General features: G+C 67.3%; 12 protein-coding genes and 1 pseudogene. 3 read left to right on the plus strand and 10 right to left on the minus strand.

Annotated features, from left to right (window positions below; all coding sequences use genetic code 11):
- The first annotated feature begins 111 nt into the window (after positions 1-111).
- Positions 112-978: an NAD(P)-dependent oxidoreductase gene (locus CYD53_RS22070; protein ID WP_103720241.1), complete on the plus strand. Its 867-nt coding sequence runs from the start codon at positions 112-114 to the stop codon at positions 976-978.
- A 306-nt stretch (positions 979-1,284) separates the two neighbouring features.
- Here the strand turns inward: CYD53_RS22070 and CYD53_RS22075 are convergent, their stop codons facing one another.
- From CYD53_RS22075 to solA, 5 genes are all read right to left on the minus strand, one after another.
- Positions 1,285-2,949 carry a TRAP transporter large permease gene (locus tag CYD53_RS22075; RefSeq protein WP_103720266.1) on the minus strand — a complete coding sequence of 555 codons (1,665 nt, stop codon included), beginning with the start codon at positions 2,947-2,949 and terminating at the stop codon, positions 1,285-1,287.
- Between the two features lie 170 nt (positions 2,950-3,119).
- The gene (locus tag CYD53_RS22080) at positions 3,120-3,719 is read right to left on the minus strand and encodes a TRAP transporter small permease subunit (RefSeq protein ID WP_103720242.1); all 600 of its coding nucleotides are present in this window, start codon (positions 3,717-3,719) and stop codon (positions 3,120-3,122) included.
- 138 nt (positions 3,720-3,857) lie between these two features.
- Positions 3,858-5,030: a multidrug effflux MFS transporter gene (locus CYD53_RS22085; protein WP_210202407.1), complete on the minus strand. Its 1,173-nt coding sequence runs from the start codon at positions 5,028-5,030 to the stop codon at positions 3,858-3,860.
- 11 nt (positions 5,031-5,041) lie between these two features.
- Positions 5,042-5,938 carry a DMT family transporter gene (locus tag CYD53_RS22090; protein WP_103720244.1) on the minus strand — a complete coding sequence of 299 codons (897 nt, stop codon included), beginning with the start codon at positions 5,936-5,938 and terminating at the stop codon, positions 5,042-5,044.
- Between the two features lie 27 nt (positions 5,939-5,965).
- Entirely contained in the window at positions 5,966-7,105 is a 1,140-nt protein-coding gene (gene solA, locus CYD53_RS22095; RefSeq protein WP_103720245.1) for an N-methyl-L-tryptophan oxidase, read from the minus strand.
- Between the two features lie 451 nt (positions 7,106-7,556).
- Between solA and CYD53_RS22100 the strand changes: the two genes are divergently transcribed.
- Positions 7,557-9,329 carry a methyl-accepting chemotaxis protein gene (locus tag CYD53_RS22100; RefSeq protein WP_181011976.1) on the plus strand — a complete coding sequence of 591 codons (1,773 nt, stop codon included), beginning with the start codon at positions 7,557-7,559 and terminating at the stop codon, positions 9,327-9,329.
- A gap of 10 nt (positions 9,330-9,339) precedes the next feature.
- On the opposite strand, the gene CYD53_RS22105 is transcribed toward CYD53_RS22100, so the two are convergent.
- From CYD53_RS22105 to CYD53_RS22120, 4 genes are all read right to left on the minus strand, one after another.
- Entirely contained in the window at positions 9,340-10,104 is a 765-nt protein-coding gene (locus CYD53_RS22105; RefSeq protein WP_103720247.1) for a hypothetical protein, read from the minus strand.
- Between the two features lie 182 nt (positions 10,105-10,286).
- Positions 10,287-11,744, minus strand: coding sequence for a hypothetical protein (locus CYD53_RS22110; protein WP_103720248.1), 1,458 nt, complete (start codon positions 11,742-11,744; stop codon positions 10,287-10,289).
- Between the two features lie 6 nt (positions 11,745-11,750).
- A complete protein-coding gene (locus CYD53_RS22115; RefSeq protein ID WP_103720249.1) occupies positions 11,751-12,347 on the minus strand; it encodes a hypothetical protein in 597 nt (198 codons plus the stop codon).
- Between the two features lie 360 nt (positions 12,348-12,707).
- Entirely contained in the window at positions 12,708-13,601 is an 894-nt protein-coding gene (locus tag CYD53_RS22120) for a LysR substrate-binding domain-containing protein (protein ID WP_245928372.1), read from the minus strand.
- Positions 13,602-13,714: 113 nt separating this feature from the next.
- Here CYD53_RS22120 and CYD53_RS22125 point away from each other — a divergent pair, with 113 nt between their 5' ends.
- Positions 13,715-14,416 carry an SDR family oxidoreductase gene (locus CYD53_RS22125; protein ID WP_103720251.1) on the plus strand — a complete coding sequence of 234 codons (702 nt, stop codon included), beginning with the start codon at positions 13,715-13,717 and terminating at the stop codon, positions 14,414-14,416.
- 188 nt (positions 14,417-14,604) lie between these two features.
- Here CYD53_RS22125 and CYD53_RS22130 read toward each other — a convergent pair.
- Positions 14,605-14,847 (minus strand): annotated as a pseudogene (locus CYD53_RS22130) (GTP 3',8-cyclase MoaA); the annotation flags it as partial.

The following is a 14,847-nucleotide window of genomic DNA, read 5'->3' on the forward strand; positions in this document are numbered from 1 at the left end:
ACATGCAGCGTCCGTTGCGCGCATGAGCGGGACACGGGCGCGATGCTTTTCAGTTGGGCTGCCACAGGCTAAGCCGGTTCCGGCATTTCAAGAAAAGCAGTGGAGCGAAACATGACCAAAGTCGCCTTCCTCGGTCTCGGCGTGATGGGCTATCCCATGGCCGGCCATCTCAAGGCCAAGGGCCACGAGGTCACGGTCTACAACCGCAACCCGGCCAAGGCGAAAGCCTGGGTCGCCCAGCATGGCGGCGCCAGCCAGCCGACCCCGGCCGAGGCGGCCAAGGGCCAGGAGATCGTCTTCGCCTGCGTCGGCAATGACGACGATCTGCGCGCGGTGACATTGGGCGAGGGCGGCGCCTTCTCCGGCATGGAGAAGGGCGCAATCTTCGTCGACCACACCACGGCCTCTGCCGGTGTCGCCCGCGAGCTCGACGAGGCGGCGACGGCTGCGGGCTTCGGCTTCGTCGACGCGCCGGTCTCGGGCGGCCAGGCCGGCGCCGAGAACGGCGTGCTGACAGTGATGTGCGGCGGCGACCCGGCGGTCTATGCCCGTGCCGAGCCGGTGATCGCGAGCTTCGCGCGCATGTGCAAGCTGATGGGTCCCGCCGGCTCCGGCCAGCTCACCAAGATGGTCAACCAGATCTGCATCGCCGGCCTCGTCCAGGGCCTGTCGGAGGGCGTCCATTTCGCCAAGCGCGCCGGGCTCGATGTCGAGTCGATGCTGGAGGTGATCTCCAAGGGTGCGGCCGGCTCCTGGCAGATGGAGAACCGCGGCAAGACCATGAATGCCGGCAAGTTCGATTTCGGCTTCGCCGTCGACTGGATGCGCAAGGATCTCGGCATCGTGCTGGAGGAGGCGCGCCGCAACGGCGCGCAGCTGCCCGTCACCGCGCTGGTCGACCAGTTCTACGCCGAAGTCCAGAAGATGGGCGGACGGCGCTGGGACACCTCGAGCCTGATCGCCCGGCTCGAAGACTGAGCGGCGTCTTCGCTGCATCCGTCATTGCGAGCACCCGGGTCTTGCCTTCGGCAAGCCCGAGTACAGGCTCCGCGAAGCAATCCAGAGGTTTGCGCGAGCCCTCCTGGATTGCTTCGTCGCTGCGCTCCTCGCAATGACGATTGAGTGCCCGTCTGGCTTTTCCGTGAGCCCTCTCCTTCGAGACGCCGCTTACACGGCTTCTCAGGCAAGGGCTGGAGTGTCCTGACGGTCTCCAAGAAAAAGGCCCCGGATCGCTCCGGGGCCTTCCACGTTTTGAGGGCCGCGCCTTTGGAAGCGCTGTTCGCCTCAGTTCAGGTTGAGCTTCGGCGGGGCGTTGAGGTCGAGCCCCGGAAGGCCGCCGGAGCCACCGAGGCCCGGGATCTGGATCGAGTCGAACTGCTTGTCGATCGACTTCTGGTCGAGCAGGACCGCATTCGCCTTGTAGTGCGTCACCATCTTCGGGAAGGTGATGACGAGGCCCACCATGATGCACTGGATCACCACGAAGGGCACTGCGCCCCAATAGATCTGGGCGGTGGTGACCGGTTCCATCTGCAGCCCGGTGATCTTGTCCTTGTAGCGGTTTTTCGGTGCGACCGAGCGCAGGAAGAACAGCGCGAAGCCGAAGGGCGGGTGCATGAACGAGGTCTGCATGTTGACGCCCAGGATGACGCCGAACCAGATCAGGTCGATGCCGAGCTTGTCGGCTGCCGGTCCCAGCAACGGCACGATGATGAAGGCCAGCTCGAAGAAGTCGAGGAAGAAGGCGAGCAGGAACACCAGCACGTTGACGACGATCAGGAAGCCCGTCGCGCCGCCCGGCAGGCCGACCAGCAGATGCTCGACCCAGACATGGCCGTTGACGCCGTAGAAGGTCAGCGAGAACACGCGCGCGCCGACCAGGATGAACAGCACGAAGGCCGAGAGCTTGGCGGTCGATTCGGTCGCCTGCTTGAGCAGGTCGAACGTCAGGCGCTTCTTGCCGAAGGCGAGCAGGATCGCGCCGGTCGCGCCCATCGCGCCGCCCTCCGTCGGGGTTGCGAGGCCGATGAAGATCGTGCCGAGCACCAGGAAGATCAGCGCCAGCGGCGGCACCATCACGAACACGACCTGTTCGGTCATGCGCGAGAGCAGGCCCAGGCCCAGCCATTTATTGGCGAGCGCGATCACGAAGGACACGCCCACCGCGATCGACATCGTCAGCACCACGAAATCGGCGCCGGCGCCGACCTTGGTGAAGTATTTCATATAGGCGATGGCGATGCCGAAGGAGAGGATCGTCACCACCAGCAGCGAGCGCCGCCGCGTCTGGCCGTCGGAGTCGCGCAGGGTCTGCGCTTCCGGCGGCAGGCCGGGTGCGCGGTTGGGATAGACGATCGTGACCAGGAAGACATAGCCGGCATAGAGGCCGGCCAGCACGAGGCCGGGAATGAAGGCGCCCTCATACATGTCGCCGACCGAGCGGCCGAGCTGGTCGGCGAGCACGATCAGGACGAGGGAGGGCGGGATGATCTGCGCCAGCGTGCCCGATGCGGCGATGACGCCCGAGGCGAGGCGGCGGTCATAGCCGTAGCGCAGCATGATCGGCAGTGAGATCAGGCCCATCGAGATGACGGAGGCCGCGACCACGCCGGTGGTGGCCGCCAGCAGCGCGCCGACGAAGATGACCGCATAGGCGAGGCCGCCGCGGATCGGCCCGAACAGCTGGCCGATCGTGTCGAGCAGGTCCTCCGCCATGCCGGAGCGCTCCAGCACCAGCCCCATGAAGGTGAAGAACGGGATCGCCAGCAGCACGTCGTTGTTCATCGTGCCGTAGATGCGTTCCGGCAGCGCCTGCAGGAAGTTCTCCTGGAACAGCCCGAGCTCGATGCCCATGATGGCGAAGAACAGGCCGTTGGCCGCGAGCGCGAAGGCGACGGGGTAGCCCAGCAGCAGGAACAGCACGAGCGCCGCGAACATCACCGGCGCCATGTTGACGCGCATGAAATCGGCGAAGCCGGCCGCCTGGGCGTCACCGGTATGGAGGCTGAAGAAGGCGGTGACGGTGAGCGCGACCAGAAGGCCGGCGCCACGCGCGAGGCGGGATGCGGTCATGGAAGGGGTCCGGACGTCTCTGGAGGTGTCTGCGCGGCCAGCGTTGTTCACGAAGCCAAACCTTGCGCCTTGGCCTGGTCGAGCAGGCGCTGGGCTTCAGCCTCGGCCGCAGCGGCATGGCCGCGCAAGGTCTCGTCGTCTTCAAGATGCCCGCGCATGATCGCGATCTGCTTGATGATCTCGGAAATGCCCTGGAAGGCGAGCATCACGAAGCCGATGAACAGGAGCCCCTTGGCCGGCCATTGCGGCAGGCCGCCGGCCGAGAGCGACTGCTCGCCAATCACATAGGAGCGGGTGAAGAAGGGCCAGGAATGGTAGATCATCAGCACGCAGAACGGCATCAGGAAGAGCGCGTGGCCGATCAGGTCGATCCAGCGCTGCACGCTCTTGGGCAACTGGCTGTTCACGATGTCGATGCGGATATGCTCCTTCACCTGCAGCGTCCAGGAGGCGCAGAGCAGGAAGACCGCGCCAAACAGCATCCATTGCAATTCGAGCCAGGCATTTGAGGAGACGTTGAAGACCTTGCGGATGATGGCGTTGACCGTCGCGACGATGACGGCGAGCAGGATCAGCCAGGCTATCTTCTTGCCGATCTGGCCGTTGATCGTGTCGATCGCGCGGCTGACCTTGAGTAGTCCTTCCACGTCCATCCTCCCGAAGCGCGCAGCGTCCCGCCTGTGTCACGCTTATGGCGGGTATGCAGCGCTGTTATATCAAGGTCCAGGGCAGTACAAGATTGTGCGGCGCAGTCGGCGGGGTTTCCCACTAAAGGATCATTTGCATCAATCGCGCGCGATCCTGTTGAAACGCAACACAAATAACCCCACCACCATCATCAGCCACATCATCACGACGAGCGCCTGCGGCCAAAGTGTAACGAGCCAGCTGATGAGAATGGTTGCCAGCGCGCTGGAGCCGAGCTGGATCGCACCCATCAGCCCCGCCGCCGAACCCGCGAGCTCGGGCCTGGCCGAGAGCGCCTCGGCCGTCGCACCGGGGATCGTCAGCCCGTTGCCCGCCGCGTTGAAGGCCAGCGGCAGGAACAAGGCGAGCGGCGTCCAGACCGGGCTCAGCGAGAGCGCCAGCGCCACGCTCATCGCCACACTTGAGATGATCAGCCCGTTGCGGATCAATCGCTTCGTGCCGAGCTTCACGGCCAGGCGCGACATCGCGAAATTGCCGACCATGTAGCCGAAGGCGTTCAGGATGAAATAGGCGCCATAGGCGTCGGGCCCATGCCCCATCGTCTCGACCACGATGAAGGGGGCCGCCGCGACGAAGCCGAAGAAGGCCCCCGAGGTCATCGACAGCGCGATCACATTGGTGACGAAGCTGCGGTCGCCGATCAGCAGCGGGAAGGCGCGGAAGACGCCGAGCAGCGCGCTGCGCTGGCCGAGATTGGGCGCGGTCTCCGGCAGCCTTGCGATCGTCAGCAGCAGCACGCCGGCTCCGAACGCCGTCATGAACCAGAAGATCATGCGCCAGCCGAACCAGGTCTCGATCTGGCCGCCGAGATAGGGCGCCAGCATCGGCGCCACCACCATCACCATGGTGACGGTGGCGATCTGGCTTGCCGCCTCGTCGCGGCTGGCGCTGTCGCGGATGATGGCGCGCGACAGGGCGAAGGCCGAGCCCGCGCCCGCGCCTTCGAGCACGCGCGCCAGCAGCAGCATGCCGGTCGAGTGCGAGACCGCGCCGAGCACGGAGCCGAGCAGGAACAGTGCGATGCCGGCATTGACGCAAGGCCGCCGGCCGAACCTGTCCGAGAGCGGGCCGATGACGAGCTGCATCAGCGCGACGGCGACGAGAAACAGCGTCAGCGTGAGCTGGATCGTGGCGTAGCTTGCGGCGAAATGCCGGGCGAGCGTCGGCGTCGAGGGGGCGAGCAGGTTGAGCGCGATCGGCTGCAGCGTCGAGATCGCCACCAGCACGGTCAGCGTCGGCTTGGCACGCATGGCGGCGGCGTTCATTCGGCTCTGGCGATCTTGAGATTGGAATCGGGGCGCACCCGCTGCCGGTGCATCGTGTAGAGCCCGCTGCCGACGATGAGCGCGATGCCGGCGAAGGCGAGGGGGTCTGGAACCTCACCCCAGCCGAGATAGCCGATGATGACAGCGAAGATCACGATGGAATAGCGGAAGCCCGAGATGACGCCGACATCGGCGTCGCGGAAGGCGCTGATGATGAAGAAGCTGCCGGCCGAGACCAGCACGGCCGCGGCTGCGACATAGACCGTCTCGCGCCGCCAGACCGGCTCCCAATCCTCGGCGATGCCATAGCCCAGGGCGATGATCCCGACGAGCATCGTCGTGGTGAAGGAGACCACGGTCGAGGGGATGTCCTTGTCGATCCGGCGGGTCAGGAGGTCGCGGAACCCGACGAGCAGGGCGCTGAGCAGGGCGACGATCGCGGCGGGGCTGAAGCCTTCCGCCGTCGGCCTGACGACGATCAGCACGCCGCAGAACCCGACCGTGACGGCCGCCGTGCGCCGCCAGCCGACCTTCTCGATGCCCATCAGCACCGCAAGCACGACGATGATCAGGGGCGAGGCCATGCCGATGGCGGTGATGTTGGCGAGCGGCAGCCGGCCGAGCGCCCAGACCATGGACAGGGCGACGCCGGCCTCGATCACGCCGCGCAGCAGCACCACGGGGCGCAACGCCAGCAGCAGCTTGTCGCCCTCGCGGAAGGCGAGCACCAGAGCGAGCCCCGCCAGCATCGCGAAGACGGTGCGCAATGCGATCGCCTGGCCGGCGGGGTAGGCGTCCCGCGCGAGTTTCATCAGCGCGTCATTGCAGACGAAGAGCGACATCGCCGTCAGCATGGCGATGATGCCGCGGCGGTTTGTGGCTGCACTGGCCAAGGCTGGCTTTCGTTGCGCGGCTGTCGCTCAGTCCGCGAGGCGGTCGAGCGAGAACGGCGTGAGGTCGAAGGCCGATCGGCCGGAGGTCGAGAGATCGGCGAGGATCTCGCCGATTGCGCTGGCGAATTTGAAGCCGTGGCCGGAGCAGCAGGAGGCGAAGACGGCCTGCGGCACGCCCGGCACCGCATCGATGATGAAATCCTCGTCGGGCGAGACGGTGTAGACGCAGCCCTTGAGGGTCAGCGGGTCGCCGGCGGCGTCGGGGATGTAGCGTCTGAGGCATTCGCGGATCAGCGCGACCTGGCGCGGGCTGGGCGTGCGGTCGTCGTCGCGCGGATCCATCGGCTCCCGGCCGAAATGCGGGCCGCCGAGCTTGAAACCCGGATGTTCGTAGAGCGGGAAGCCGTAGAACGCGCCTTCCTCGACGCTGAGGATGAACACCGGAAAGGCACCCTCGCGAAACAGCTCCGGCCGACGCGTCGTGAACCAGCCGATCGCCTGGCGCACGGTCGAGACCTTGCTGGCGAGCGCCGGCACGGCGTCCGCGATCCAGCCGCCCGAGGTGATCACCAATCGCCCGGCCGAGTACGTGCCGCGCGCGGTGCGCACCACGACGCCGCCCTGCGCGGTCGGGGTCCAGTCGAGCATCGGCTCGCCGGTGCGGATATCGGCGCCGCGCGATTGCGCCAGGCCGACATGGGCGTAGATCGCCTTTTCCGAGGCGACGAAGCCGCCATCGGGCTGCCACAGGCCGACATGGCCCTCCGGCAGCTGGAAGGCGGGGAAGCGCCGGGCGATCTCCGCGCCGTCGAGCCGCTCATGGACGAGCCCGTGGTCGAGGCAGGATTGCAGCGAGGATTCAACCGGGCCTGCGCCCTCCGGCGCGAGATCGATCGAGCCGGTCACATGCAGGAGCTTCATCCCCGCCTCGTCCCCGGTGGTGCGCCACAACTCATGGGCGCGCCGCACGATCGGCACGTAATGCGAGCCTTCGAAATAGGCGAGGCGGATGATGCGATTGAGCCCGTGCGATGAGCCCATGGTATGGCCGAGGTCGAAGCGCTCGAGGCCGAGCACCTTGAGGCCGCGCCTGGCGAGGTGCCAGCAGGCGGCCGAGCCCATGGCCCCGACACCGGCGACGATGACATCGTAGCTATGGCTCGTCATGGCAAAGGCTCAGGCAAGGACTGGACTCTGGCGGCGACAGGCGAGGCGGGCGCAGAGCTTTAGCGTCCGCTTTCCCCAGGGTCCATGCCCAGAAGGTCTAGCGCAGGATGCGAAAACGGGGGGACGGGCCTTCCGCATTGATCCTGCTTTAGGAGCTGACCTGAAATGAACCGAGCGATATCAGGGGCTTCCGATCGCTTTCCGTCACCTGCACCGTCATCCTGGACAAGCCGCGTCAGCGGCGCAGCTCCGGGATCCATCGTAGAGCGCGGCTCCCTGCGATGGATCCCGGGACGACCTTCGGTCGCCCAGGATGACGGCGCATGGGTGATCGAGACAGAGCCCGTGACATCATCCGGCTCCCGGCCGTGCCGCGGCCCGCGTCGGTTATCCTTTGTTAATGATGTCGGCTGATAAAAGATCGCTTTCTCCAACACTCCAGGAATGGCTGATGCTCGGCAAGGTTCGGCGCTGGATAGGCAGTCGAAACCACATGGCGGCCGCGCAGGGTTCCGCCACCGGCGAAGCGCTGCCGGCGCCCGTGAGCGAGGTCTCGCTCGAGGGCACCTATGATGACAGCGCGCTGCACGAGGCCGTCGGCACGCTGGAGCAGGATGTCGTGGCGGCGATGCGCCGCCTGACCGGCGGTCTTGGTGAGGCCGAGCAGTTCTCCGCCCATGCCGAGGGGCGCTCGCGCGAGATCCATGACAGCATCGCGGACCTGCGCGCCGCGACCTTCACCGCCAGCATGAATTCGGCCGCGCTGGCGACCGCGACGCAGCAGGTCTCGGACGCGGCCGAGCATGTCGGCGCGACCATGATCAGCGCCCGCGACAGGCTTGACGCCGCAGCCACGCGTGCCGGCGAGGCGACGGAGATGATGACCGGGCTCGCCGTCGCCACGCTCGAGATCCGCAGCATCGTCGATGCCATCGCCGAGATCGCCAGGCAGACCAATCTGCTCGCGCTCAACGCGACGATCGAGGCGGCGCGCGCCGGCGAGGCGGGGCGCGGCTTCGGTGTCGTGGCGCAGGAGGTCAAGACGCTCTCGGTCGAGGTGCGCGAGGCGGTCGACCATATCCGCCGTCGCGTCGACAACCTCAGCCAGACGGCGCAGGGCTCGGCCGCGATCGTCAACGAGGCGCTGGGCATGGTGCGCGACGTCAATCCGGTGATCGCCTCCATCGGCGGCGCCGCGCAGGAGCAGGCTGCGGCTGCAGCCGAGCTCTCCCGCAGCGCCGGCGAGACGGCGCGCTTCGTCGAAACCGTGCTCCACCGTGTCGACGAGATCGACCGCGTGGCGCTCTCGGCTGCCGATGACAGCGCCCGGGCGCGCAGCTCGCTGTCCGACGGCGTGCGCCAGGCCGACAACATGCTGCGGCGCTTCATCCCGACCTTGCGGCACGCCGCCTTCGCCGACCGCCGCCAATATGACCGCTTCCCCGCCGAGCGCCGCGCCGAGGTCAGCTTCGGCACGCAACGCATCGTCAGCCAGACCATCGATCTCGGCTTAGGCGGCGCGCTGCTTGCAAGCGTCGCCCAGCCGCCGCGATTGGGCGCCAGGGGCACGATCAGGATCGATGAGCTTCCGCCGCTCGCCTGCCGCCTGATGGCGACGAGCGAACTCGGCCTGCATATCGCCTTCGAATCGGGGGCGGTCGAGGCGAATGCGCCGCTGCGGGCGCTGCTGGGCGAGATCGAGCGTTCATACCGGCCCTTGATCGTGGCGGCACAGAGCTTTGCCGACAGCATCGCGCAGGCCATGCTGCAGGCGCTGCGGGAGCGCCGGCTGAGCGAGGACGAGCTCTTCGACATCGACTACCGGCTGCTGCCGCAGACCGATCCGCCGCAATACGCCAACCTCGCCTTGCCGACGCTCGAAGCGATCCTGCCGCCGCTGCTGGCGAAGACCCTGGCGAGCGATCCCCGCATGGTCTTTGCCCTGCCGATCGACCGCAACGGTTATATCCCGGTCCATAACGCTGCCTTCTCGCAGCCGCAGCGCTTGGGCGATCCGGCCTGGAACATCGCCAATAGCCGCAACCGGCGCATCTTCGACGATCGGGCCGGCATCATGGCGGCACGCTCGGTGCGCCCCTTCCTGGTCCAGTCCTATCGACGCGACATGGGCGGCGGCGTCACCGACCTGATGCGCGAAGTCGACGCGCCGCTGCGGATCAATGGCCGCCACTGGGGCGGCGTGCGCATGGCCTATCGGATGTGAACACACGGCTCTAAAGCCGGTCCCAGGCGAAGGGGATGTTGAGCGCCCGCAAAGCCTGCTGCCAGAGCGAGCTTGCCTGTTCGAGCCGGGCGCCATCGTAGACGCCCTGGACCTGGTGCACCTGCAGGCGCCATGAGGCGCCATCGGCATCGCTCCAGGTCTTGCCGACGAGCCGGCGCAGGCGCTCGGGATCGCGCGCGCCGGGGCTGTTCCCGAAGACGGTGAATTGCGGCGAGTTCTGCAGCATGTCTGAGACCAGGAGCAGCGCCCGGTCTCCGCTTTGCACGCGGTTCTCGCGGCGCGCCAGCACGTCGCCGATCGCCTCCACGATCGGCGACTGATTGCCCTTGGCCGGCTGGGCCAGCACCGTCAGCGCCTCGTCGAGCGGACGGCCGAATTTCTCGACCCACCGGACATAGTCGCGGCGCGGATTGCCGATCAGTTCGCTGACCGTGCGGCCGGGGTTGCATAGCGCCAAGAGCGGCGGGAAATTCGGCTCGAACACGTCCTTGAAGACATAGATCGACATCAGCCGGTCGGCCGGCAGCGCCTCGCCGACCTCCTTGACCAGCTTCTTCAAGCGCCCCGCCTGGACCTCGCTCCAGGGATCGGTCTTGTCGACGAGGATCAGCGTATGCCCGACCGGCCCGCTCTTCCTGCAGAGCGTCTCCGCATCGCGCGGCGGCCCGCCGAGCAGTCTCGGGGCGGCGAAGAAACCGGCGAGCGAGAGGCCGGCCAGGATGGTGGCGGTGATCGCCCAATGTTCGCTTTTCATGGCCTGTCGCAATCCGCTCCGGCGCCCGTCTGGGCCTGTGAGCCCTCATCCTGAGGAGCCGCGCAGCGGCATCTCGAAGGATGTTCCAGATGGTTCGGGAGCCTCCTGGAACATCCTTCGAGACGCGCTCCGGCGGAGCGCTCCTCAGGATGAGGGCTGTGGGAGATCTCCAAGGCTCCGTCTCAGCGCGGCGTCGCGGAAAATTCCGCGTGGATCGCCTTGCGGTTGGCCTCGTCCTGCTCATAGGCTTCGCGCCCGGCCTCGATCGCGCGTGTCTTCAGGCGCTCGATCTCGCCGGCGAGATCGACCCCGCGCACCAGCGCCAGCTGGTCCTTGAGCTTGGCCTCGATCAGGGCTGGCATATTGGCGAACTGGCGCTCGACATCCTCGATCAGCGCCCGCAGCCTGGAATGGTCGACGAGCTCCGCCGGCTGGTCGATCTCGGGCAGGTTGATGCCCTGCGAGAAATAGGCCGGCGGCAGATCGGTGCGCACCCTGAGATTGGCCTCGCGATACTGCATCACGGCGGCGTCCTTGGCGGCGCGTAACTGCGCGACGCGGGTGAGATAACGGTCGCGGATCTGGTCGGCGCTGGCCTTGGCGAGCTGCAGCCGGCCGATCTCGCTCTGGCAATCCTCGCGGAACCCCTCGACCTGGCCGCGGATCTGCTCGAGTTCGGGGGCGAGCTCGGTGTCGAGCCGGCGGCGCTCTCGCTCCACCGCCTCCCAGCGCTGCCGCCAGCGCTTATAGGCGAAGGCCTGGCCGGGGTAGCTGCCGAAGGCCGAATAGCCCTTGGAGGCGGAGAAGAAGGCGATCAGGCAGCCGATCAGCACGAGCGCGATCGATTTCAGCTCGTAGACGCCGAGCGGGTTCGCCAGCATATGCGGCACCACCTGCTGCGAGGCGGCGTCTGGATTGGCGATCAGCAATTCGCGGTAATGCCCGACGGCGAGGTTGAACAGCACGATCAGCGCGATCATCCCGGCATAGGCCGGCAGCGCCCAGAACAGATGCGAGGCCTTGGCGTGCTGGCAATAGCGCGCCGGCCACAGGCCCATGACGAAGCCGAGCGAGATGTTCAGCGCCGAGATGATCACGGCGGTCGCCGCCCCGCCGATCAGGCCGAAATCGCTGGCGTCGGCGAAGAAATTGCCGTTGAGCAGGCTCTCGATCGCCAGCGGCACCACCAGGAAGGCCAGCGTAAACTGCCATTTCTCCAGCTTCGGGTCGGCGCTGCGCTGGTTCACATAGTTGAAGTACTCATATTCGCGCTTGGCCTTCAGCGCGTCGAACACCGTCTGCTCGAGCTCGCCGCCATGCTTGTTCAGCAGCGCGCGCATGCCGGATTCGATGCGCCTGATCCGGGTCTCGTAGCGCTCCGCCGTCAGCGCCTCGCGCTTGCCGATGACCTCGGCATGAAGCGCATTGAGCTTGGCCGTCGCCTCCTGGCGGATGCCGTTGAACAGCTCGGTGACGCGGGCGAGCAGGCCGAGCTCGGTCTGCGAGGGCAGGGCGGAATGAGCGGGCGGGTTGTTGGCGAGCGCGTCGCCGGCGCCGCGCAGCCCGGCCTGCACCGTTTCGGCCAGGTGATAGCCGGTAATCGGCGGCACGCCCGTGCCGCTGCCGCGATCATCGGTCATGCGCGATCAACCATCATGAGAGGCTCGCGCCAGATAGCCCCGGACATCGACGATGTCGGCGTGGAAATCGCGGAAGCGCGGAAAGGCCGGGCGGCGATAGGCCCTGTCGAACCAGAGCGCGACCAGAATCAGGAGCGGCGCGGCGATGAAGAGCGCGCTGTGGCCGAGCAACGAGGCCGAGCCCGCAGCCACCGCCGCAAGCGCCAGGGCCGCAACACCGGCGATGATGAGCGCAAGCATTGTCAACAGCGCGCCGATCCGGTGGCGGCCGGTGTCGTAGGACAGGCGCAGCAAGCCCTGCAGCCCCGTCAGCGCGCCGGCGGCGCAGAGTTCCAGCACGATGAGGAAGGCGAAGACCGCCGCGATGCCGGGGCCGATCGCCGTGGTCGCTGCCGGCCGCAAGCTCGCAAACACCGTCCGCGCCGAGAAACCGGCGAAGGCCAGGCACAGACACAGGACGCCGGTCAGGAGCAAGGCGGGGAAGCGGACATCGCGCCACAGCCTTATCGCCGCCAGCACGAGCCTCTCGAAGACGGTGTCCTGCACCAGGCGGAACGCGGCGCGCGGGAACGCCTTGATCCGGGAATGGACACGACTCAGCATGAAACGCCTGCAACCGGAACGGGCCAAAACGTTAGCCCAACCGGCTATCGGGTCAAGTTGTAACGAGTTGGGGTGGTGGAAGAGCCCTCTCTGTTTGGACATTCCAGTTCTCATCCTGAGGCGCGTGGCTCCGAGGGCGGCTACAGGGTCGGCCTAGCCCGTCATTGCGAGGAGCGTCAGCGACGAGGCAATCCAGGAGGGTTCGCTCGACGGCCCCTGGATTGCTTCGCTACGCTCGCAATGACGGCTCGGGCAGCCCTCCGAAGCCAGCCTCTCAGGATGAGGGGTCGCAGAGTCTCCAAACGGACTCTAACGAATTGAGCTCTGTCCCAGTTTACGGCCCTGCCGCGCGCAAAACCGTCAAACGCCAGGCTCCGCCCTCGGCTTGCTCTCATCGAGCAGCCAGCTGCGAAACAGCGCGACCTCGGGCCGCGTCCGCGCCAGCTTCGGCGTCAGCAGGTAGAAAGCCCGCTCCGAGACCAGGCGGATATCGGTCCCGAAGGGCGCCACGAGCCGGTGCTGGGCGAGATCGTCCGCGACCAGGGCGAAGGGGGCGAGCGCGATGCCCTGGCCGTCGAGCGCCGCTCCCAAAGCGAGCGCGGTCTGGCTGAAGCGCTTGCCGGCCGTCAACGGCGCCCGGGCGTTGGCCAGCTCCAGCCAGAGCGGCCAGGCGTCATGGGCGTCGTGCAGGAGCGTCGTCCCCAGGAGATCGGCCGGCGTCGCCAGCGTTGCGGCGAGCGCCGGGCTGCAGACGGGAAACAGATCATCGGCGAGCAGCCGCTGCGCCTCCAGCGCGCGGTCGAAGGGCGGCGCCGAGAGCCGCACGGCGAGATCGGGCAGGCCGGGGCCACCCAGCCGCTCCGTCGCTTCCGAGGCCAGCACGCGCACCTCGACATCGGGCGCGAGCGCCGAAAAGCTGCCGAGCCGCGGAATCAGCCATCTCGCCGCGAAGGAGGGCGTGACCGTCACGGTGACGCCGCGCCGCTCATGCGCTTGCGTCGGTTCGATTCCCGCCATCGCGCCCGCGATCAGGGCGAAGGCGCGGCGGATCTGCGGATGGAAGGCGCGCCCTGTCGGCGTCAGCGCCAGGCCTCTGGGCTCGCGCTCGAACAGCGCCACGCCGAGGCTGGCCTCCAGCGCCCGGACCTGCTGCGCGACGGCGCCATGCGTCACGTTCAGCTCTTCGGCGGCGAGCCTGAAGTTGAGATGGCGAGCGGCGGCGTCGAAAGCGCGCAGGGTTGCAAGCGGAGGCATTCGCGACATCGAAAGGATGTAGCAGCGCTACAGGGTCCCTGCACGGGAAATCCATGGTTCAGGCCGGCGCCGGACCCTATGAACAGGGGCATCAACCAGGAAAAGAGCGCGCTATGACGAAGAAAGTGGCGATCATCACGGCCGGCGGCAGCGGCATGGGCGCAAGCGCCGCGCGTCGTCTCGCCAAGGACGGCTTTGCGGTGGCGATCCTGTCCTCCTCCGGCAAGGGCGAGGCGCTGGCCAAGGAGCTCGGCGGCATCGGCTTCACCGGCTCGAACCAGTCGAACGACGACGTCAAGCGCCTGGTCGATACGGTCTTCGAGCGCTGGGGCAGGGTCGATGTCCTGGTCAACAGCGCCGGGCACGGGCCACGTGCGCCCATCCTGGAAATCCCCGACGAGGACTGGCAGCGCGGCATGGAGGTCTATTTCCTCAGCGCGGTCAGGCCGGCGCGGCTGGTGACGCCGATCATGCAGGCGCAGCGCTCGGGCTCGATCATCAACATCTCGACGGCCTGGGCCTTCGAGCCCGATGCGATGTTCCCGACCTCGGCGGTGTTCAGGGCGGGCCTTGCCTCCTTCACCAAGATTTTTGCGGAGAAATACGCACCCGACAACATCCGCATGAACAATGTGCTGCCGGGCTGGATCGACAGCCTGCCGGCGACGGATGAGCGCCGTGAGCGCGTGCCCCTGCAGCGTTACGGCCGCGCCGAAGAGATCGCCGGGACGATCGCCTTCCTGGCCTCCGACGATGCCGGCTACATCACCGGGCAGAACATCCGCGTCGATGGCGGCATCACCCGGTCGGTCTGACGACCTTCAGCGCTGAGCGCTGCCATTATCCCTCCGCCGTCATTCCGGGGCACGCCGAAGGCGTGAGCCCGGAACCCAGAACCGATGCGTGTCCTCGTGACGCGAGCCGGTCAGCTCTTCCAAGCAGCGGCATCGGTTCTGGGTTCCGGGCTCGATCCTTCGGATCGCCCCGGAATGACGGCAGAGCCTCAGCCGCCGGTGACGCTCATATGGCGTCCGACGGCGGGTTTGGCGCGGCGCCGGTCGATGATGAAGTCATGGCCCTTGGGCTTGCGCGAGATCGCCTCTTCCATGGCGCGGTGGAGGCCGGCATCGTCGGGCGAGGCGCGCAAGGGGGCGCGCAGATCGGCGGCGTCCTCCTGGCCCAGGCACATATAGAGCGTGCCGGTGCAGGTCAGGCGCACGCGGTTGCAGCTCTCGCAGAAATTATG

This window comes from Allobosea psychrotolerans (assembly GCF_002917105.1).
Lineage (GTDB): Bacteria > Pseudomonadota > Alphaproteobacteria > Rhizobiales > Beijerinckiaceae > Allobosea > Allobosea psychrotolerans.

What these genes read in the sequence shown, in the direction of transcription:
- solA (WP_103720245.1), bottom strand. Translation starts at nt 7,105, where the DNA reads ATGACGAGCCATAGCTACGATGTCATCGTCGCCGGTGTCGGGGCCATG.
- CYD53_RS22110 (WP_103720248.1), bottom strand. Translation starts at nt 11,744, where the DNA reads ATGACCGATGATCGCGGCAGCGGCACGGGCGTGCCGCCGATTACCGGC.
- CYD53_RS22115 (WP_103720249.1), bottom strand. Translation starts at nt 12,347, where the DNA reads ATGCTGAGTCGTGTCCATTCCCGGATCAAGGCGTTCCCGCGCGCCGCG.
- CYD53_RS22120 (WP_245928372.1), bottom strand. Translation starts at nt 13,601, where the DNA reads ATGCCTCCGCTTGCAACCCTGCGCGCTTTCGACGCCGCCGCTCGCCAT.
- CYD53_RS22075 (WP_103720266.1), bottom strand. Translation starts at nt 2,949, where the DNA reads ATGGCGCCGGTGATGTTCGCGGCGCTCGTGCTGTTCCTGCTGCTGGGC.
- CYD53_RS22125 (WP_103720251.1), top strand. Translation starts at nt 13,715, where the DNA reads ATGACGAAGAAAGTGGCGATCATCACGGCCGGCGGCAGCGGCATGGGC.
- CYD53_RS22070 (WP_103720241.1), top strand. Translation starts at nt 112, where the DNA reads ATGACCAAAGTCGCCTTCCTCGGTCTCGGCGTGATGGGCTATCCCATG.
- CYD53_RS22100 (WP_181011976.1), top strand. Translation starts at nt 7,557, where the DNA reads ATGCTCGGCAAGGTTCGGCGCTGGATAGGCAGTCGAAACCACATGGCG.
- CYD53_RS22105 (WP_103720247.1), bottom strand. Translation starts at nt 10,104, where the DNA reads ATGAAAAGCGAACATTGGGCGATCACCGCCACCATCCTGGCCGGCCTC.
- CYD53_RS22085 (WP_210202407.1), bottom strand. Translation starts at nt 5,030, where the DNA reads ATGCGTGCCAAGCCGACGCTGACCGTGCTGGTGGCGATCTCGACGCTG.